16 protein-coding genes are annotated in these 19,936 nt (G+C 60.8%); 5 read left to right on the top strand and 11 right to left on the bottom strand.

The window, feature by feature from the left end; genetic code table 11:
- Nucleotides 1–2 precede the first annotated feature (2 nt).
- On the bottom strand, nucleotides 3–476 hold the full coding sequence (locus ABZ728_RS12305) for a hypothetical protein (protein WP_366656441.1): 474 nt from the start codon (nucleotides 474–476) through the stop codon (nucleotides 3–5).
- 180 nt (nucleotides 477–656) lie between these two features.
- On the opposite strand from ABZ728_RS12305, the gene ABZ728_RS12300 reads away from it, so the two are divergent.
- On the top strand, nucleotides 657–1,277 hold the full coding sequence (locus ABZ728_RS12300; protein ID WP_366656440.1) for a CDP-alcohol phosphatidyltransferase family protein: 621 nt from the start codon (nucleotides 657–659) through the stop codon (nucleotides 1,275–1,277).
- Here ABZ728_RS12300 and ABZ728_RS12295 read toward each other — a convergent pair.
- From ABZ728_RS12295 to ABZ728_RS12260, 8 genes are all read right to left on the bottom strand, one after another.
- On the bottom strand, nucleotides 1,231–4,617 hold the full coding sequence (locus ABZ728_RS12295; RefSeq protein WP_366656439.1) for an efflux RND transporter permease subunit: 3,387 nt from the start codon (nucleotides 4,615–4,617) through the stop codon (nucleotides 1,231–1,233). The two genes, ABZ728_RS12300 and ABZ728_RS12295, sit on opposite strands and share 47 nt — an antisense overlap.
- Nucleotides 4,614–5,738 (bottom strand): efflux RND transporter periplasmic adaptor subunit, encoded by a 1,125-nt coding sequence (locus ABZ728_RS12290; protein WP_366656438.1) that lies wholly within the window; start codon nucleotides 5,736–5,738, stop codon nucleotides 4,614–4,616. Before ABZ728_RS12290 ends, ABZ728_RS12295 begins: the two co-directional genes overlap by 4 nt.
- A complete protein-coding gene (locus ABZ728_RS12285; protein ID WP_366656437.1) occupies nucleotides 5,735–6,370 on the bottom strand; it encodes a PadR family transcriptional regulator in 636 nt (211 codons plus the stop codon). The genes ABZ728_RS12290 and ABZ728_RS12285 overlap by 4 nt, the downstream gene beginning before the upstream one ends.
- 255 nt (nucleotides 6,371–6,625) lie before the next feature.
- Entirely contained in the window at nucleotides 6,626–6,943 is a 318-nt protein-coding gene (locus ABZ728_RS12280) for a hypothetical protein (protein WP_366656436.1), read from the bottom strand.
- Between the two features lie 126 nt (nucleotides 6,944–7,069).
- A complete protein-coding gene (locus tag ABZ728_RS12275) occupies nucleotides 7,070–8,239 on the bottom strand; it encodes a M24 family metallopeptidase (protein WP_366656435.1) in 1,170 nt (389 codons plus the stop codon).
- A 37-nt stretch (nucleotides 8,240–8,276) separates the two neighbouring features.
- The gene (locus ABZ728_RS12270) at nucleotides 8,277–9,290 is read right to left on the bottom strand and encodes a cyclodeaminase (RefSeq protein ID WP_366656434.1); all 1,014 of its coding nucleotides are present in this window, start codon (nucleotides 9,288–9,290) and stop codon (nucleotides 8,277–8,279) included.
- Complete coding sequence (gene eutB, locus ABZ728_RS12265) at nucleotides 9,272–10,351, bottom strand: hydroxyectoine utilization dehydratase EutB (RefSeq protein WP_366656433.1); 1,080 nt, start codon at nucleotides 10,349–10,351, stop codon at nucleotides 9,272–9,274. Before eutB ends, ABZ728_RS12270 begins: the two co-directional genes overlap by 19 nt.
- Nucleotides 10,352–10,507: 156 nt before the next feature.
- Nucleotides 10,508–11,905, bottom strand: a complete 1,398-nt coding sequence (locus ABZ728_RS12260) for a PLP-dependent aminotransferase family protein (protein ID WP_366656432.1) — start codon at nucleotides 11,903–11,905, stop codon at nucleotides 10,508–10,510.
- Between the two features lie 132 nt (nucleotides 11,906–12,037).
- On the opposite strand from ABZ728_RS12260, the gene ABZ728_RS12255 reads away from it, so the two are divergent.
- The 4 genes from ABZ728_RS12255 to ABZ728_RS12240 all read left to right on the top strand — a co-directional run bounded on the left by ABZ728_RS12255 (nucleotide 12,038) and on the right by ABZ728_RS12240 (nucleotide 16,849).
- The gene (locus tag ABZ728_RS12255; protein ID WP_366656431.1) at nucleotides 12,038–13,129 is read left to right on the top strand and encodes a succinylglutamate desuccinylase/aspartoacylase family protein; all 1,092 of its coding nucleotides are present in this window, start codon (nucleotides 12,038–12,040) and stop codon (nucleotides 13,127–13,129) included.
- 71 nt (nucleotides 13,130–13,200) lie between these two features.
- Entirely contained in the window at nucleotides 13,201–13,707 is a 507-nt protein-coding gene (locus ABZ728_RS12250) for an Lrp/AsnC family transcriptional regulator (RefSeq protein WP_366656430.1), read from the top strand.
- A gap of 187 nt (nucleotides 13,708–13,894) precedes the next feature.
- Nucleotides 13,895–15,403 carry an NAD-dependent succinate-semialdehyde dehydrogenase gene (locus ABZ728_RS12245; protein WP_366656429.1) on the top strand — a complete coding sequence of 503 codons (1,509 nt, stop codon included), beginning with the start codon at nucleotides 13,895–13,897 and terminating at the stop codon, nucleotides 15,401–15,403.
- A 30-nt stretch (nucleotides 15,404–15,433) separates the two neighbouring features.
- A complete protein-coding gene (locus tag ABZ728_RS12240) occupies nucleotides 15,434–16,849 on the top strand; it encodes an aminotransferase (RefSeq protein ID WP_366656428.1) in 1,416 nt (471 codons plus the stop codon).
- 215 nt (nucleotides 16,850–17,064) lie between these two features.
- Here ABZ728_RS12240 and ABZ728_RS12235 read toward each other — a convergent pair whose 3' ends face one another.
- Together ABZ728_RS12235 and ABZ728_RS12230 are read right to left on the bottom strand one after the other, a co-directional pair.
- On the bottom strand, nucleotides 17,065–18,114 hold the full coding sequence (locus tag ABZ728_RS12235; protein WP_366656427.1) for a rod shape-determining protein: 1,050 nt from the start codon (nucleotides 18,112–18,114) through the stop codon (nucleotides 17,065–17,067).
- Between the two features lie 309 nt (nucleotides 18,115–18,423).
- The gene (locus ABZ728_RS12230) at nucleotides 18,424–19,935 is read right to left on the bottom strand and encodes a HAMP domain-containing sensor histidine kinase (RefSeq protein ID WP_366656426.1); all 1,512 of its coding nucleotides are present in this window, start codon (nucleotides 19,933–19,935) and stop codon (nucleotides 18,424–18,426) included.
- Between the last annotated feature and the right edge of the window lies 1 nt (nucleotide 19,936).

Here is a 19,936-nt window from a genome sequence, read left to right as displayed (position 1 = left end):
AGTCACTCCAGCGCCGGCCGCAGGACAGTGCGCAGCAATGCCAGATAGGGCCGCGCCTGATGAAGCACCATGGATGTCTCGTGGAGAACGGCCTCGGGAAGCGACTGATCGTCGACATCCCTGTTGGCGATCGCGGCGACTTGCTGGCCATGAGCGACAACGAAGCGGATCTTATCCAGTGGCTCCGTTGCGCGTATTATCTCCAGGGCCGAGTTGCGAAGGGCAAGGCTTTCGGCTGTAAAGGGTATGTGGCCCAGAACCGCGCTGATCTGAAGCCGAAACCCGGCACTCAGCGGCATGAGGCGGACATGGAAGACCGTGCCCTGGAACGAGAAATGGAATCGCGACGGCGGAGCCGGTGTTTCCACTGCCAGCCGCCCGTCGGCGCCCACACTGACCGACCGTACTTCGAAGCGGCCATTTTTTTCGGATGCCGCAGCGAGCATTTGAAGAGGGTCTCTGGCTGATTCTGCCAAGGGTATATCCACGCGAGTGGCTCCAGCCGGTAGTGTTCGATTTCGGCCGGTATCCTGCCGTAAAGTCAATTAACAGGCGGTAAATCATTTCGCCTTCGCGGCAAAGACGTATGGACCGGGCAATCGATTTGCAATTCCATTGAGAGCCGCCAATGCCCCCATGGAAGAGAAACGTCAAAGATGCTGGATCCACTGCTGCGCCCTGCCATCGACCGGAGCCTTTCTGCTGTTGCCGTGAAAGCGGTCAAATTGGGCGCAACGGCAACGGGGGTCACCATAGCCGGCTTCGGCATCGGCGTCCTGGCCATGGGTGCGCTGGCGCTGGATGCCCCGATTGTCGCGCTGGTGCTGATCCTGATCAACCGCCTGTTCGACGGTCTGGACGGCGCCGTCGCTCGCATCGACGGTGCCACAGATCTTGGTGGATATTATGATATTGTCTTCGACTTCATCGTCTATTCCGGACTTGTATTCGCGTTTGCCCTTGGTCGGCCGGAAACAGCGCTTGCAGCCGCCTTCCTGATCTTCAGCTTCGTCGGTACTGGAACCAGCTTTCTCGCCTACGCGATTTTGGCGCAGAAACACGGTGTAGCGACGGAAAAACGCGGTTCCAAGGCATTCTATTATTTGGGTGGTCTGACGGAAGGGACCGAGACAGTGATGATGTTCATCGCGATCTGCCTGTTCCCGGACGCCTTCGTCTGGATCGCCATCGTATTCGGGGCTGCCTGCTGGTTGACGACAACAAGCAGAATCATGATCGCCCGATCGACTTTCGGCCAACGGGCGCCGGCCGGTTGACAGTATTGGGGTCAGTGGTATCAAGATCCGGGTTCAGCCCGCTTTCTTTGCCGGCATCGGTGCTGGCCGACGACGGGGTCGCCACCATCGGTGGCGGCGCGGTCGGTGTTTTCTCAGTCGAGCCGGCGCCGGACACTGCCCCATCGGGGGTGTTGGCCGGCAGCCGTGTGTCGGCCCCGGCAGAGCGCGCCTCTCGCGCCTCAGCGCGTCGATGACGGCGTCGAGCCCGGGCCTCTGCAATATTGACCCGGAGCAACAGCGCGCTTGGGGTCACGACGAGCGTCAGTACGGTGGAGAACGTCAGGCCGAAGACGATCGCGGTCGCCATGCCGATCCACCACTGCATGGCCGGTGCACCGACAGTGATCTCGAAATTGACAAAGTTCACATTGATTCCGAGCGCCATCGGCAGCAGTCCCAGGACCGTTGTGATCGTCGTCAGCATAACCGGGCGGAAACGCTGTGCGCCGGTCCGCAACAGCGCATCCAGCGCTGTGGGAGCTGTTTCCTTCAGGCGGTCATAGGTGTCGATCAGGACGATATTGTTGTTAACAACGATTCCCGCCAGCGCAATGATGCCGACCCCCGTCATGACGATGCCGAACGGTTGGCCAACGACAAGAAGCCCGATCAGAACGCCGATGGTGGACATGATGACGGCGCTCAGAATCAGGAAGGCGGAATAGAAGCTGTTGAACTGCGTGAGCAGAATGATCGCCATCAGGAACAACGCCATCAGGAAGGCGGTTCCCAGAAACTCCGACGCCGCCTGCTGCTCTTCGTCCTCGCCGCGCCACGTGATGTCGATGCGCGGATCCAGATCGGCGCTGGAAATCCAATTCCGTAATTCCGCGACCTTGTCGGCGGCCAGAACACCGGACTGGACATTCGCCATGATGGTCATGACCCGCTGGCCGCTTACGCGATCAATGGTGCCTGTCTGTTGAATGGCGCTGCGTTCGACAAAATTGCTGATCGGGATCGACCCCTGATCGGTCTCGATCCTTACGGAATCGAGCTGATCGAAGGTTCGGTATTCGCTTGGATAACGGATGACGATATCGACCTCGTCGCTGGAATCGTCCGGACGATAGGACCCGAGCGACAGTCCGCTTGTGACGAGCTGTATCGAATCGCCGACCGCCGTTACGTCGATGCCGAATTTTGCCGCCTGCGCACGATCAACGATGAGCTCCCAGTCAATGCCCGGCAGCGGACGGCTGTCCTCGATGTCGGTCAGCCCGTCCATTTCCGTTTCCATGAATTCGCGAATACGGGCCACCGTGTCCGGCAATAATGCCGGGACTGCTGACGACAGTTCGATACTCACCGGTTTGCCGACGGGAGGACCCGCCTCCGGCTCACGGATTTCGACGTCAACGCCTGCCAGGTGGTTGGTGCGCTGGCGAATTTCCTCGAATATCTCGGCGGCGGTACGACGCTGATCCCACTCGATGAATTCGATCGTGATCTGACCGATGACGTCCTCGGCCACTTCCTGGCCAACGCCGCCCGCGCCACCGGTTCGGGTATAGACGCTGGTAAATTCGTCCTGCATCTCAAGCACTGCGGCTTCGGCTTCTGCCATCAGGGCATCGCGCTCGTGGATTGACATGTTGCCGCGTGCATGAACGAGAACGATCGCCTGTTCCGGCTCGACGTCGGGAAAAAATTCGACCCCGTTGCCGAGCATTCCGTATGTGCCCCAAACCGCGACGAGCAACACAACCGTACCGGCAAGGATTGTTCCGGGAATCCTGAGGACCCGCCGCAGCAGACGCACATATCCGCCGGTAATCCCCTTTACCGAGTCGAGATCGGCCTCGCCGTCCTGAGCGAGCGCCTTCATCGTCTCGTCGCTGCCGCTGCTGCTCGCGCTACCGAAATTCGCGCCGAGAGTCGGCACGAATATCAGGGCCATGGCCAATGAGGCGGACAGCGTCATGATCAGCGTAATCGGCAGATACTTCATGAATTCGCCGACGACGCCCGGCCAGAACAGCAAAGGAGAGAACGCGGCCAGCGTGGTGGCCGTTGACGCCGTGATGGGCCAAAACATCCGCTTGGCCGCGAGTCCATACGACTCCTTGCGGTCCAGACCTTCACGCATTTTCCGGTCGGCGAATTCCGTTACCACGATAGCGCCGTCGACAAGCATGCCGACGGCAAGGATAAGTCCGAACAGGACGACAATGTTGATCGTATAGCCCTGGACGTGCAGCAGCAGAATGGCCGTCAGAAATGATCCGGGAATGGCCACGCCGACGAAAGCCGCCGACCGGAACCCGAGCGCGCCGACAAGCACCACCATCACAAGCAGGATCGCCATGATCACGTTGTTCTGAAGATCCGTCAGAGCGATGACGATGTCGTCGGACCGGTCCTGGGTAAACGTGACCTGTACGGCGTCAGGCCAGGCGGCGCTCTCCCGTTCCATGGCCGTCCGGATCGCGGAAACGGTGTCGATGATGTTCTCGCCGGCCCGCTTGCGAACCTCCAGCGCGACGGCTGGCAGACCGTCCACACGGGCGATGCTCGTCGGCTCCTTGAAGGTCCGCCTGATTTCAGCAACGTCCCGGAATCGCACGACCGCATCGCCGGTCGCCATGATCGGTGTGTTCAGGATGTCGTCGAGCGTCTGGAACAACCCGGGCACCTTGACCGAGAATGCCCCGTCCTGGCGGTCTAGACTGCCTGCGGCAACCAGACGGTTCGACCGGTTGACGAGCGACACGATGTCGTTGCCGTTGAGGCCGTAGCTTTCGATGGTGAGCGGATCGACCACGACCTCGACGACTTCATCACGGTCGCCGCCGATATCGACGCTGAGTACCGGGCGCAGCCCCTCGATCGTCCGCTCGGCGTTGCGGGCCAGTGCGATCAGGGTGCGTTCCGGCACGTTGCCTGAAAGCGTCACGACCATGACCGGAAACAGACTTGTATCCACCTCCTGGACGGTCGGCTCGTCGGCGTCGGCGGGCAAGTCGGCCTGCGCCCTGTCGACGGCTTCCCGGACATCGGTAAGCGCCTGGCTCATGTCGTAGCCGGCCGTGAATTCGAGGACCACGTTGCCGCCGCCTTCATAGGCGGTCGACTGCATCTCGTCGACGCCCTCGATCGAGCGCAGCTCTTCCTCCACCGGCCGAACCATCAGTCGCTCGGCGTCTTCGGGTGAGATTCCGCTCAGATTCAGCGAGACATAGATAATGCCGATGGAAACGTCGGGTTCAGATTCCTTGGGAATCGCCGAATAGGAAAAGACGCCGGCCACGATCAGCATCAGAAGCAGTGAAATGACCGTCCTGGATCTGCTGATCGCAGCGTCGACAAGGCCGGTCATTGTGTCGTCCTCGCGGCGATATCGGCCTCATCGACCGGGATGACGCGTTCATCGGCAACGACGAATTCCTGGCCCACCGTGATGATCGTCGCCGTTTCGGGCAGACCCGACACCCACACAGCACCGTCGCTGTCACCGAGAATCTCAATCGGGTTGAAAACCACTGTTCCGTCGTTGTCGACGCTCTTGACGCCAATCACACCATCGTCAGACAGCGACAGCAGCGATGCCTCTATCCTGTGCGCGGAGGTCTCTGCAAGAGGGAGGCGGATTTCCGCGGTGAGGTTTTCAATGATTTCATTGTCAGGATTGGGAACCTCGAGCTCGACAGGGAAGGTGCGGGTACGTTCGTCGGCCGTGGCGCCAATATAGGTCACCTGACCCTCGACCTGATCTCCGCCCACCAGCCGAACCTGCCCGGTATCCCCGGTCCTGATATCGCCGAGATTTCGCTCGGATACCTGTCCCCGAATTCTGAGCGGGTCGAGGTCGATGATGACGGCGACTTCCTCGCCTGCGTCGATGAAAGCGCCGAGTTCGGCACGTCGACTGTCGAGAATGCCACCAAATGGCGCGCGAACAATCATTCGGTCCAGCGCAAGTTCGGCCGCCGAAACCGCCGCCCGCGCACCTTGCAGCGCCGCCTCGGCTTGCGTCACATCGGTGCTGGAGCGGACACCGCGCTGATTGAGCGTCTGCGCCGCATCAAATTCTGCCTGGCGCTGGCGAACCAGAGCCCTTGCTTCCTCCGCGCGTGCTTCCCGGTCGTCGGACGACAGCCTTATAATGATTTGATCCCCGTCGACGGTTTCGCCCCTGTCGGCTTCCACCGCGACGACGGTCCCGGAGACCTGCGCCGTGATGGTCACGGTGCGCTGGGCCATGGTCCGGCCTTGAAGGATGATCTCCTCCTGCATCGGTTCGGCAGCGATTGTTCGAACGCGAACCTGTTGGAGGTTCCGCTGTTCGGGCCTGTTTTCCGCCGGCGTCGAACCGGTTCCCGACTCAGACACACCCTGTGGTGGATCGTCATTTTCGCCGGTCGCAAATATGGTGTCGTAGCCCAGCCAGGCGCCGACGCCAATGCCCGCGATGGCGGCGATCAGTATCAATTTCTTCATGTCGTGCGTCCGGACGTCGTAGCGGGTTGGCGCAGGCGATCGGAGTCGGATGCGTGGGAATCCGATTTCCCGCCGGTCGGTTCGTCATTGTCGGTTAGGTGGCCTTCGATCAGAAAATTACGATTGTTGCGATAATAAGCAAGACACGCACGATGAATCGTCAGACCCAGACCGCGCACGAATTCCGGACCGGGGCGTGTCGGGCAATGAGGACCATGTCCGTCGTCATCTTCGCATTTGGAGAGTTCCCGAACGATGGCTTCATGCTGCAAGATGCGGTTCTCGACCAGTTCAGCGAGCCGGTCGGCCGGCAACAGGTCGGCAAAGAATATTGAGAACAACAGGTCGGAGCGAAATTTGTCGCTGGCGGGGTCGGTCGAGACCATCCGCGCCAGAGCCAGATGCCCCTGCGGGGTCATCTCGTAAACCTTCTTGTCTGGACGTCTGTCCTGCTCCTGGTCGGTTACGGTTACCAGTCCATCGTCTGTTAATCGACGCAGCGCCGGGTAGATTGAGCCGAAGCTGATATCCTGAAAATGGCCGAATGGCCCTTCTTCGAACCGTTTGCGTATCTCGTAGCCCGAGCACGGACCCTGCTTCAGAGCGCCCAGGCACAATGTTCTCGTATCCAAAAGCTGGAATCCCGCAAGCTGTGGGTAGAGGATGATTGGGCGACCGATGGGTTGCCGGTCTGAACGGCCGTGCCACACTATCCTATCGATCCGGAATATATCGAATCGATATACTACCGCCAAGCAGGATCGTCCAGCCCAGATCCGTTACAGCCGCATGCCAGCATTGCACGCTGCCATTCAGGTTCGATCACATCGAGGGCCGCCTTGGCGGGGAAATATCATCCCGATATGCACCTCAAGCAAACGGTGATATCATGTATAGGATCCAGCTAGAATATAGGTAAGGACAAAGCTCATTATTCCAATTAATACCGCAAATAAGAGCAGGTAGAATGTGAGGTAAGAATTTTTGTTGTCCTTCTTTCGCTCAAGTATTGTTGTCGTAACTTGTCTTTTGTTCGCCGGATCGAAGAAAGCTTTTTCAACTTTTACCTCGTTAAATTTACCGCTTTCGAACAATTTTTCGGCCGACGCCATGGCGTTGTGCATGTCATGCACAGTCCCGTGAGTATTCCAGCCCGTCGCGTCCATTGCGAGAACGCTGTAGATGATGTCCCGTTGTCCGGCCATGAGGGGGTGAGCGTCCTGAATACATTGCTGTGAAGTGCTAGCCTGCCGGGTCATCCTCTGCGCAAAACCCTATCAAACCGTAAATGCGGCCTCCGGTCGGGCAGGACGGGTCCGGCAAAATGGCGGTCAGGATTTTACGAAAAGTGTCTGTTCCAGCGCCGTGAACCGTTCCGCACCGCTTTCGGTGACGTGAAACGCCTCGCTGATTTCAATGCCCAACAGATCCTGCCAAATTCCCGGTATGAGGTGAAACGTCATGTTCGGTTTCAGCACCGTACGATCGCCCGCTCGAAGACTCATGGTGTGCTCCCCCCAGTCGGGCGGATAGTTCAGACCGATCGAGTAGCCAAGCCTGCTGTCCTTGTCGATGCCGTGGCTATTGATGACGGCGCGCCAGGCGGCCTCGACCTCTTCGCAGGTCGCGCCTGGCCGGGCGACGTCCAGCGCGGCATTGACCCCCTCGACAACGACCTGGGCGGTTTCTGACCAAGCCATCGGCGGTGTGCCGAGGAAAATCGTGCGTGCCAGGGGGCAGTGATAGCGGTGCCGGCAGCCGGCGAGTTCGATGATCGTGCCTTCCCCTTCCTGAAATGGAGTGTCGGACCATGTCAGGTGCGGCGCGCCAACGGATTTGCCCGTCGGCAGCAAAGGCACGATAGAGGTGTAATCGCCGCCGAATTCGGCAGTGCCGCCGATCTGAGTTCGCATGATTTCGGCAACTGCATCGCACTGTCGGGTGCCCGGCGAAATCGCGTCGATGGCGGCCCGCATCGACGCTTCGGCAATTTGCGCCGCCTGACGCATCAGGGCGATCTCGGCGTCCGATTTGATCGCCCGGACCCAATTCACCAGCGTTCCGCTGTCGATGATCGCGGCATTCGGCAAGCCGGCCCGTAATGCGGCATCCGCCGCCGCGGAATAGTAATAGGTATCGGATTCGACACCGATCGTGCCGTGATCGAGACCCATTGTTGTCAATTGGCCGGCAACGAACGAATAGGGGTGTTTTTCCCGGTTCTGCACATAGTCGTCCGGATAGCCGATTATGTCGTCATGGCTCATATAGACCGTGGCCCGCGCACCGGCGGCATCCTGTCGCCGGCCAATCCAGAGCGGTGGTCGATCGTGCGAAATGACGACGCATTGGTGCACATAGAACGACCAGCCATCGTAACCGGTCAGATAGTTCATGTTGGCCGGGTTGGTGCAAACCAGGGCATCGAGGTCCAGGTCCGCCATTCTATGCCGCACCTCCGCGAGCCGTCCCTCGAATTCGCTTCTCTCGAACACTTTCATGCCGATGACTCCATCATTGGCGCGACGGATGACACCGTCATATATCGATGACCATACCGAGACCGGATTCTATGGCGCGTTCCAGCGCATAGCGAGCGATCGCAGTGTCCTGTATACCCGTTCCGGTCAGGTCGCAAATCGTCACATCGCCAGGCGCGCGGCGTCCCGGAGCCTTGCCGGCGACAATGTCGCCCAGTTCCGCGACCGGATGATCCGCAGCCAGCACATCGGCCGCGAGAGCATGATGCAGTTCGCCCAGACGGGCGCATTGCTCGCGCCGATCGCAGACCAGCGTCTCGGCCGCGGCCAACAGATCAGGGGCGATCTCGTTCTTTTCCTCGGCATCCGATCCCATCGCGGTCACATGCGTTCCGGGTCCGATCATTCCGGCGGTGACGACCGGCTCGCGTGCCGGTGTCGTCGTGACGACGATGTCGGCCCGCGCTACTGTTGCGGCGACGCTGCCGGAGACGGTTGTCGGGATGCCCGTAGCGGCGGCGATGTCAGAGGCGCAGACGGCTGCCGCGTCGGAATTTCGACCCCATACGGTAATGTGCTCCAGAGTGCGGACCATCGACACTGCCTGCGCCTGAAGCCGCGCCTGACATCCCGTTCCGACAATTGCAAGGCGACGGGCGTCCGATCGCGCCAGATGGCGGGCCGCGACGCCGCCGGCGGCGGCCGTTCGAATGTCGGTGAGATACCCGTTATCCAGCAAGATCGCTTCCAGTAGCCCCGTTTGTGCTGACAGGACGATCATCAGACCGTTGAGTGACGGCAGACCGATCGCGGGATTGTTGAAGAAACCGGGGCTTACCTTCAGGGCAAAGCTGTCCAGACCCGGTATGTGGGCTGTCTTGACGTCGACCTCTCCCCACGGAACGGCGGCGTCGCCGCCATCAGCCATGATGTCGAGCCGAAGAATGGGCGGCATGGCAACTGCGCGCGTCGCAAGGGCAGAGAACGCCGATTCGATGACATCGATCGCCGTTGGGCATAGCGAAACAATTCCGGTCAGGGTTTTGCGCGTAATCAACCGGCAACTGGGCATTCACTGGCCTCTTGATTCGAGGAATCGGATGAGTTTGCCGCCGGAGCGGGAGCGGATCCGGTACTGATATTGGCACTGGCACCCGGGTGATGGGCGCCCACGATCTCGAAAAAGCGGGACATATCGACCATGTTGCCGCAGCTGAGACAGGCGATCCGGTCAAGTCCCCTGCCGATGCCCGGAACTTTTCCCTCGATCAATGCCGCGGCGGCGACGGCTCCTGCGCCTTCGACCACGAGCCGGTCGTTCCAGAACAGATATCCCATGGCGCGGGCGATTTCGTCGTCATCGACGGTCACGATGTCGTCGGCCAGCGCCCGTACCATTTCGAAGCTGTGCCGGTTCTGCAGTCCGATTCCGCCGCCAAGACTATCGGCCAGCGTTTCGGGTTCGGTCACGTCAATGGGCCGACCAGCCTTGAGGCTTTCCGCCATTGCGCCGCCCTTGCCAAGGCTGATGCCGATGATGCGGATCGCGGGGTTGGCCGCCTTGAGCACCCTTGCGACACCTGCCAGCAAACCGCCGCCGGACAGCGGAATCAGCACCGCCTGCATTGAGGGCCAGTCCCGCAGCAGTTCCAACCCGATCGTGCCTTGTCCGGCGATGACATGGGGATCGTCGAAGGGCGGGACAGCCACGAGCCCTTCAGCCGCGATCAGGCGCGCCGCTTCGGCGTCAGCCTCGTCCTGGCTATTGCCGGCGATCCTGACTTCGGCGCCGAATTGGCGGACGCCGTCGACTTTCACTTCCGGGACCAGGGACGACATCACGACCGCGGCGCGAATGCCGAGCCGCGCCGCCGCTGCGGCAACCGCGCGTCCGTGATTGCCGGTCGACACCGCGATCACGCCGCGCTCCCGTTCTTCGCGCGACAACGCCAGCAACCGGTTCGTCGCACCGCGCAGCTTGAACGCCCCGGTGTCCTGGAGAAAATCGAGCTTGATGCGTATTTCGGCGCCGGTCAGCGCCGAAAGAGACGCCGACGGCACCAGGGGCGTCTGGCGAATATGGGGACGGATCGCCTGGTCGGCGGCAAACACATCCTGCAGCGATACCGACATAGCCGGCTCCGTTACGTCAGGTTGTCGACTTTGATGGAGGCTCACATCCGATTGACCCGCGGATTCCCCGGATGCCGAAGCCCGGTCAGGGTCGTTCCCGGTCCTCTGTTCTGTCAATCAGAACAATGGCCCGGATCAATATCCGGATGCCGGGCGTCAAACCGTCAGCACCATCGGGTCGGGCTCCTGGCTGAGCAACGTGGAGATCACGTCGAGTCCGTGCGCCAGATCATCCGGGTTCTCTGCGGCGCCTATACTCAGTCGCACGGCGTGCGGTTGATCGGCCCGTCCGACGACGAACGGTTCGGCTGGCGTGATGGCAACGCCTTCATGCCATGCCTGGGCGGTGAATGTCCTGGCGCGCCATGGCTCGGGCAGGCGCACCCAGACATTCGGTCCGGTGGGATGGGATCGATAGGCGCCGGCGGGGAGCTTCTCTTCGACGAGGCGATTGCGTTCGGACAGCCGTTCCCGCTGCCAATGCGCCAATTCCCGCATTGTGCCGTCCGTTATCCATCGGCTTGCGATTTCGGCCACCAGCGGCGTCGCCATCCAGGTGGTGGCCCGCACCCGGGCAACGAGTTTCGGCACCAGAGCCTCCGGCGCCAACAGCAGGCCGGTGCGAAGGCCCGACACGCTCCATTTGGTGAATCCCGTCACGTAAAGCGTTCTGTGCGGTGCGAGAGAATGCAGGGCTGGCGGACCCGATTCGACCAGAGGGGCAAAAACGTCGTCCTCGACGATCCAGATATCGTAGCGCTCGGCAATGGCCACGATCGCCCGCCGACGATCCTCGGGCATAAGGGTGGTGGTCGGGTTGGTCAGCGTTGGCGTGATCGTCACGACCTTGACGTCGCCGGCCTTGCAGGCGGCTTCGAGCGCGTCGGGCATCATCCCGTGCTCGTCGGTGGCGATTCCCCGCAGGCGAAAATGCAGAATGCTGGCGAGCGAGATGATGCCATGATCGGTCAGGCTTTCGGTCGCGACGCCGTCGCCCGGTTCTGTCAACGCGGACAGTGCGACCTGAACCGCATGAGCGGCGCCATTGGTAACGACGATGCCGTTTGGATCGCACTTCAATCCGAGAGTCGCCAACCATTGCGCCCCGGATTCGCGATGGGCGTCCAGTCCGACGACTGGCCGGCAGGCTGTCATGGCGCTCAGATCCGGATCGCCGCCCAGGGACTTCAGCACGGATCTCAGACATCTTGCCGTAAAGTCTCCCTGCACCGGCCGGCAAATCGACAGGTCGATGATGTCCTGATGATTGCGCTGCATGATGTATCGGCTTTCCCGGCTCTCGGCGGGGCGGCCGAGGACGAAAGTACCCCGTCCGACTTCGCCGACGACATGGCCGCGGCGTTCGGCTTCGCTGTATGCCGAACTGACCGTATGGATTGAAAGCCCCAGCCTGAAGGCAAGATCGCGCCGCGCCGGAAGCCGATCGCCGGCATGCAGTTCGCCCCGGTCGATCGCCAATCCGATGGAGGTCGCCAGCGCGAGGTATCGGGGTAGGTCATCGAGGCCTGTGAAGTCCGGAGTCCAGATTGGCATGGTCAAATTCTTCTATTGAACCGGCGCGAAACCCTAACCTACGCTCGTTGGCGGAAACAAGGGCCGGGTTGCATACGGGCGCCGACACGGCCAACACGACAGTACGCCCAGAAAAATGGACCGGATCAAAACATGACGACGCCCCCGAATGAGACACCTGTGCTGGCGACGAATCCTGCATCCCCTGGTGCGCCCCTGGGGGAGGCACCCTCCCGCATAGCCGCCACAGTCGATCTCGGGAAGGATGGCAAGCAGCACGGTTATCTGCGTGTTCCGCATTCGCGCAACGACAGCGCCTGGGGGTTCGTGCAAATCCCGATCACCGTTGTCGGCAAAGGGCGGGGGCCGACCATTCTGCTTACGGGTGCCGCTCATGGCGACGAGTACGAAGGGCCGATTTCCCTGATGAAGCTGAGCCGGGCGATCGATCCGGACAGCATCACGGGGCGTCTGATCATCGTGCCGGCGCTTAACCTTCCGGCTGTGAAATCGGCGACACGCCTGTCGCCGATCGACGGCGTCAATCTGAACCGTGCCTATCCGGGTGGGCGCAGCGGCAGCATCAGCGCCATGATCGCGGACTATGTCTATCGCGAGTTGGTCATCGCCGCCGACATCGTTGTCGACTTTCATTCCGGCGGCAAAACTCTGGATTTCGTACCCTGCGCCGTCATGCACCAGCTGGACGATGAGGGGCTGTTTCAGCAGACGCTGGAAGCGCTGAAAGCATTCGGCGCACCGGTCGGACTTGTGCTGCGGGAACTGGATGACGAAGGCATGCTCGACACCGCCGTGGAATCGCTCGGAAAGCCATTCATTTCCACCGAACTGGGCGGTGCGGGCAGAGTGACCGCCGAAACCATGGCCATAACCGATCGCGGCGTGACGAATCTGCTCCGTCACTTCGGCGTTCTCGAAGCGTCGGCCGACCCCCTTGGCATCGGGCCGGCCGCTGTTGCCGAGACGCGGCTGATGCACACGCCGGACGCAGACTGCTTCATCGCGTCAGAGCATGCCGGCATGTTCGAAATGGTGGCCGACCTGGGAGCAACCGTCCGCAAGGGCGACCCTGTCGGCCGCGTCCATTTCCACGAGGATGCGTCGGCGCCGGCCGTCACCTATCTTGCCGGCCATGACGGGTTGGTGCTGTCTCGGCATTGCCCGGGTCTCATACAAAGAGGCGACTGCCTGGCCGTCATCGCAACCGATTTTCCGAGCCGATAGCGGAAACGGGTGACACCGACGGTGCAAGGCAATAGTTCTGCTCCTAGAAGATCGCCAATGGCTTGAAGATCATGAGCATGAAACACGCGCTGGATCGACTCGACGTCAAAATTCTGGCGGCCTTGCAGCGGGAAGGGCGGATCACCAAACTCGCCCTTTCGCAGGATGTCGGCCTATCGCCCAGCGCTTGCCTCGAACGGATGAAGCGGCTGGAAGACGCCGGCCTTGTCCGGGGCTATATGGCCGAACTGAACCCGTCGCGGATCGCACGCAGCGCCACCGTGTTCACGGAAATTACCCTGTCCCGCCACGGCGCGGCGGATTTTCAGTTCTTCGAAACCCGGATTCAGTCCATTCCCGAGATTGTCGAATGTCACGCCACCGGCGGCGGCATCGACTATATTCTCAAGCTCATCTGCCGTGACATTCAGCACTATCAGCAACTTATCGACAGTTTGCTGGAGGCCGAAATTGGCATAGGAAGGTATTTTACCTATGTCGTCACCAAGCCGGTCAAGCGCTACACCGGCCTGCCGCTCGACAGTTTGCTGGCCGGCGACCCCCATCTGGAGCAATAGGCACCGGCCAGTGTGAAAGGCCCGACAGAATCCATTACCGGCGATCCTTCGGTGCCGACAGCCCTGCAACGAACAACATTCTTCGCCACGGCTGGTGTTCGGCACCACATTTGCCCGAAAGGCCATAGTCTCTCGTCATCGCGCATGCATCGCGCCGGACCGCGCAATCGATCGAGGGAGAAGACCAATGACGGAAACAGCACTGAAATCCGTCCAGACACCGCAGAACGGCGTGTTCGCGCGGCTGTCCAGACCCGATCTCTTCGAGACGCGCGTGTTGATCGATGGTGAATTCTGTCAGCAGGATGGATCGGCCGGGATGACGGTCAGGAACCCCGCCGATGAAACCGTCCTGGGCCAGGTGCCGAACCTGGGGGCTGCCGATACGAAGCGGGCGATCGACGCGGCCAAACGCGCCTATCCCGGCTGGCGCCGCCTGTTGGCGAAGGAGCGTTCGGCTATTCTGCGCCGATGGGGCGATCTGATGCTGGCCAACAAGGAAGATCTGGCCACCATCATGACCTTCGAGCAGGGCAAGCCGCTGGCCGAAAGCCGCGGTGAGATCGACTATGCGGCGGGATTTTTTCATTGGTTCGCCGAAGAAGCGGTGCGTGCCGACGGCGACACGCTGCAGCCATTTCGCGACGGCCAGCGGCTTCTGGTTTTCCGGGAGCCGGTGGGCGTCACAGCAGCGATAACGCCGTGGAATTTTCCCTCGGCCATGATAACTCGCAAGGCCGGCGCCGCCTTGGCAGCCGGATGTCCGATGATCGTGCGTCCGGCCAGCGAGACGCCATTTTCCGCGACAGCACTGGCCGTGCTGGCGGTTGAAGCGGGTGTTCCAGCCGGCGTGTTTCAGGTCGTGACGGGGGATGGTCGAACCATCGCCGGGGCGCTTTGCGAGTCGGACGTCGTTCGCAAGATCAGCTTTACGGGGTCGACGGAAGTCGGGCGGATTTTGCTGCGTCAATCGGCAGAGACCGTCAAGAAGGTGTCCATGGAACTTGGCGGTCATGCACCGTTCATCGCCTTCGACGACGTGGAACTGGAACGCGCGGTTGCCGGCGCGATCGGCGCCAAATTCCAGACTACCGGCCAGGACTGCCTCGCCGCCAACAGACTCTACATTCAGGAATCGCTGTATGATCGGTTTGCTGCGAAATTTGCCGCCGCTGCCGACAACCTGTCCGTCGGCAATGGATTTGACGACGGTGTGCGGCTGGGACCGCTGATGGACGAGCAAGCAGTCGAAAAATGTGAGCAGCACGTTGCCGATGCCCTTGGAAAAGGCGCGACGCTGCTGGCGGGTGGACGTCGTCTGACGGAGCTGGGCAAGCGTTTCTATGCACCGACCGTATTGGGCGATGTCACCGACGATATGGCCATTACACGGGAAGAAACATTCGGCCCTGTGGCGCCGATCATGAAGTTTCGAACCGAAGACGATGTCATCGAACGGGCGAATGCCACGGCGTTCGGTTTGGCCGCCTATGTCTTCACGCGCGATATGAGCCGCATGTTCCGCCTCGGTGAAGCGCTGGAATATGGCATGGTCGGAATCAATGCCGTCTCGATGACCGGACCATCGATACCGTTCGGCGGCCACAAACAGTCGGGTCTGGGGCGTGAGGGCTCGAAATACGGTTTGGACGACTATACCGAGTTGAAATACCTCTGCATCGGCGTCGATGCCTAACGTTCATCCGCCATATTAAGGAAATTCGCTATGACACTCGAATCTCGTCAGAATATGAGTCTTGAGGAGATGGATCAGCATTCGCTTATTCATCCCTTTACCAATCTCAAGGACTACTCGTCCGGCAAACTGGGCGGGCCGCGCATCGTCACCGGCGGCAGCGGAATCCGCATCCAGGATCAGCATGGCAATCAGTTGATCGACGCGTTTGCCGGCCTCTACTGCGTCAATATCGGCTACGGCCGGACCGAGGTTGCCGAGGCGATCGCGGAACAGGCCCACAAGCTGGCCTACTACCACGCCTATGCCATGAACTCGAACGAACCGGCCATTCGTCTGTCTCACCGGCTCGTCAACATGGCGCCGGGCGGAATGGCGCGTGTCTATTTCGGTTTGTCGGGATCGGACGCCAACGAGACCCAGGTCAAGCTGGTGTGGTTCTACAACAACGTCCTTGGACGGCCGGAGAAGAAGAAGATCATCTCCCGTCATCGCGGCTATCACGGCGGATCCGTGATGTCAGGCAGCCTGACCGGTCTGCCCGTCTATCATACGGCCTTCGACCTGCCGGTGAAGGGGGTCCTGCATACAAGTACACCCCACCATTACTGGCACGCGACCGAGGGCGAGGATGAACGTGCGTTTTCAAAGCGGTGTGCGGCGGAACTGGAGGAAATGATTCTGGCCGAGGGGCCGGATACCGTGGCGGCATTCATCGGCGAACCGGTGCTCGGCACGGGCGGCATCATTCCGCCGCCTGAAGGATACTGGGACGAAATTCAGGCCGTCCTTCAGAAATACGACATTCTGCTGATCGCGGACGAAGTGGTCTGCGGGTTTGGCCGTATCGGGACGCCGTTCGGATGCGACCGTTATGGGATCAAACCGGATCTGATCACCGTCGCCAAGGGTCTGACCAGTGCGTATCAGCCGCTGTCCGGGGCAATCGTCGGCGAGAAAGTGTGGAAGGTGCTGGAACAGGCCTCGGACAGTATCGGCCCGTTCAGCCACGGCTATACCTATTCCGCCCATCCGGTCGGAGCGGCCGCCGCATTGGCCAACCTGGACGTTATCGAGCGCGACGACCTGACCGGCAACGCTGAACGCGTTGGTGGCTATCTCAATCAGCGTCTGGCGGAAACCTTCGGCGATCACCCGATCGTCGGGGAAGTCCGAGGCGTCGGTATGCTGGCAGCCGTTGAATTCGTCGCAGATCCGGCGCGAAAGACGCGCTTCGATCCGTCGATGAAGGTTGGTGCTCGCTTGTCGGCCGCCGTGCTGGCCGAGGGGGTTATCGCCCGCGCCATGCCCCATGGCGATATTCTGGGTTTTGCACCGCCCCTGGTGATGACGCGCGAGGAGGTCGATGAAATTGTCGAGAAAGTTGGCCGTGGGGTCGCCAAGGTGACCGATGAGCTGGTCAGCGAAGGCGCGATCAAGGTTTAGAGCCGGGGTTCGTTCAGCTCAGGTTCATCGGAATCTTTTCATTTTCGGGGAGGGGGCAGCGGGGCGGCGCCGCAGAAAACCGCTGCCCCGGACGCAATGCAGCATTAAATGCCGCTTTGCAGAACCGGAGGCCCACACTGCCAGCGCTCTCGCGCTGCGTGTGGGTCCCGGATGACGCTTCGTGTCTCCGGGGATGGGGATAGGAGGGGCGAGTGCTAGGCCACGTCCTGAAGCAGCGATTCCAGCCGATTGATCGCATAGAGGGCTTTGCCACAGCCGACAGCGACGCATGTCAGCGGTTCTTCGGCCAGTGAACATGGCAAGCCCGTGCGTTGCCGCAACAGTGAATCCATATTCTGAAGAAGCGCGCCGCCGCCTGTCAGTACGATCCCGCGCTCGACGATGTCGGCGGAAAGCTCCGGGGCGACCTTTTCCAGCGTTGCCGAAACGGCATCGACGATGGACGACAGCGGCTCCGCGATCGCTTCGACCATCTCGGCCTCTGTGACGACGACTTCGGTCGGGACGCCGCTTACCAGATCCCGTCCACGCACGGACATCGTGCGTCCATACCCGTCAGTCGGGAGGAGCGCGCTTCCGACGGCGATCTTGATGGCTTCGGCGGTACGGGTGCCGATAAGAAAGTTATGCACACGCCGCATGTGATTGATTATTGCATCATCGAGGCTGTCGCCGCCAATCTTTATCGATTCGCAATAGACGATACCGCCCAGAGAGATCACTGCCGAATCGGTTGTGCCGCCGCCGATATCGACGACCATCGAACCGGTGGGTTCTGTCACCGGCAGCCCGGCGCCGATGGCGGCTCCGATCGGTTCTTCGATCAGGTAGACGCGACGAGCACCCGCGCTTTCAGCGGCTTCGCGAATGGCGCGCCGTTCAACCGCCGTTGATCCGGCCGGCACGCAGATCACCACCTTGGGGGCAGCCAGCCGCCGGTTGTGATGAACCTTGCGGATGAAATGGCGGATCATCGCCTGAGCGACTTCGAAGTCCGCGATCACACCGTCTCTGAGAGGCCTGATGGCCCGGATATTTCCCGGCGTGCGGCCGACCATCATCTTGGCATCGTCACCGACGGCGAGAACCTCGGTCCTGCCTCCCGACCGGTTATCGGGACCAATGGCGACCACCGATGGCTCGTTCAGCACGATCCCCCGTCCCTTCACGTAGACGAGTGTATTTGCCGTACCGAGGTCGATAGCCATGTCCTTCGACAGGAAGCCGGTAATTTGCGACAGCATGACATGTCTTTCTTCGCTGATGGTCGACGAGCGACGATCGCGCATCATTCTTCGGCCAATCCATGGCCCCGAATACTGGGTCCCGGGGAGAGGCGCACACGCGCCAGGGGGCTCGTCCCCAACCGACTGTGTAGCACTTCCCCCGGCCGAGCGCCCCCTTCCTATCGCAATCGGCAATGAGAATCGACCTTCCGAAGGTCGATTCTACGGCACGTCACGTGGATGCGTTCCCTTGACGGGCGAAGGGCCGTCACCGGCCAGTGCCGAATTGTGAGAGTCCCGGCACCTGGTCCCCTCTGCTGGTTCCGGCTATTGGGCCGCAGCTTCCGGCTGGCGGGATTGCGGTTCGTGTTGGAGTATTCGATCTGCCGGCAATATAACCGTGACGGTGGTGCCGACATTCGGCTCGCTGTCCAGATCCATATCCCCGCCGTGCAATTCGGCGAGTGCCTTTACCAGTGGCAATCCAAGACCACTGCCTTCAAATCGCCGATTGAGGGAGCTTTCGACCTGTCCGAACGGACTCATGACCTTGGGTATATCGGCCTCGGCGATGCCGATGCCGTTGTCGGAAACGCTGATGAGGAGCGCACCGGAGCCCGCGAGGGCCGTACTGACCTCGATTCGACCGCCTTCCGGCGTGAATTTCACGGCATTGCTGAGTAGGTTGAGGAGAATCTGTTTCAGTTTGCGCTCGTCCGCCCGAATTAACTCCGCGCCACTCGCTACCGATTTCACCAACGTGATGCCGTGCTTTTCGGCGCGCGTCTCCACCAACCGAAGTGTCGCGGCCACGGTATAGGGCAACTGAATCGTATCGTCGCTGAGCGTTGCCCGGCCCGCTTCGATCTTCGAAAGATCGAGGAGGTCGTTGATGAGGGACAAAAGATGGATGCCGCTCTTGTGAATGTCCTCGGCATATTCCGCACCCTTGGCGTCTTCGCCCCGACTGATCATCGGGTCCTTCAGGATTTCGGCAAACCCGATGATTGCGTTGAGCGGCGTGCGGAGTTCGTGGCTCATATTGGCGAGGAACTGAGACTTTGCCCGATTGGCGAATTCGGCCTCTTCCATGGCGTGGCGCAAGGCGCTTTCGGTTTGCCGACGTTGCTCCAGGTAGCGGATGAAGCCGATCGAACCGCCAACGCATAACAGGCCGACCAGAACGAGAAGGGCGATCAGACTGTTGCGAAATGTGCTCAGCCGCTCCTGTTGTATCGACAGCAGCCCCATGGCGCTTACGTGGTTGTCCAACAACAGGTCGCGGACTTTCTCGCCGGTCTCGCGCGCGCGATTGTAGACCAGTTCCAGGATGACAGGCGATTTCGGCGGATGGCCGTAAAGCCCGTGCGTGAGCCAGCTATCCATATCGCTGATTGCGGGGCTGATTGCCGCATGCAGAGCCGCGGCGCCGGTAATCCGGTCGAAAGACTGCGATCGGCGGAGTTCCTCGGTCGATACCTGAATGTCGTAGAGCGATTGCAGGATCGATCCGACGTTTCTGTCGGTAGCGTTGTTGCGCGCGACTTCGGTTCTGATCATGAGATCGGAAAAATTCTGTCCGATCTGGACCATGTCCCGCTCTTGACTGATCATGTCGACAGGCAGGCTGTCGCTGACGGTCGAAAGCATCGAATGGACATAGAGGCCGATGCCGATATTGACGACGAGGACCATTGCACCGAACAGGAGCGGCAGAATCCGGCGCCCATGCCCCCATGACAGTTTGGCCAGGATCGTATTGCCTCGTCTGTCCCCGTTTGACGGGGGCGCGACATCGGATGCGTCGAACGAGCAGGGTTCTGCTTCGATCTGTGCCATC

Origin of the sequence: Fodinicurvata sp. EGI_FJ10296 (assembly GCF_040712075.1) — a bacterium.
Taxonomy (GTDB): Bacteria; Pseudomonadota; Alphaproteobacteria; order DSM-16000; family Inquilinaceae; genus JBFCVL01.
The sequence above is the reverse complement of the archived record's forward strand: the minus strand, read 5'-3'. Positions and strand labels throughout refer to the sequence as shown.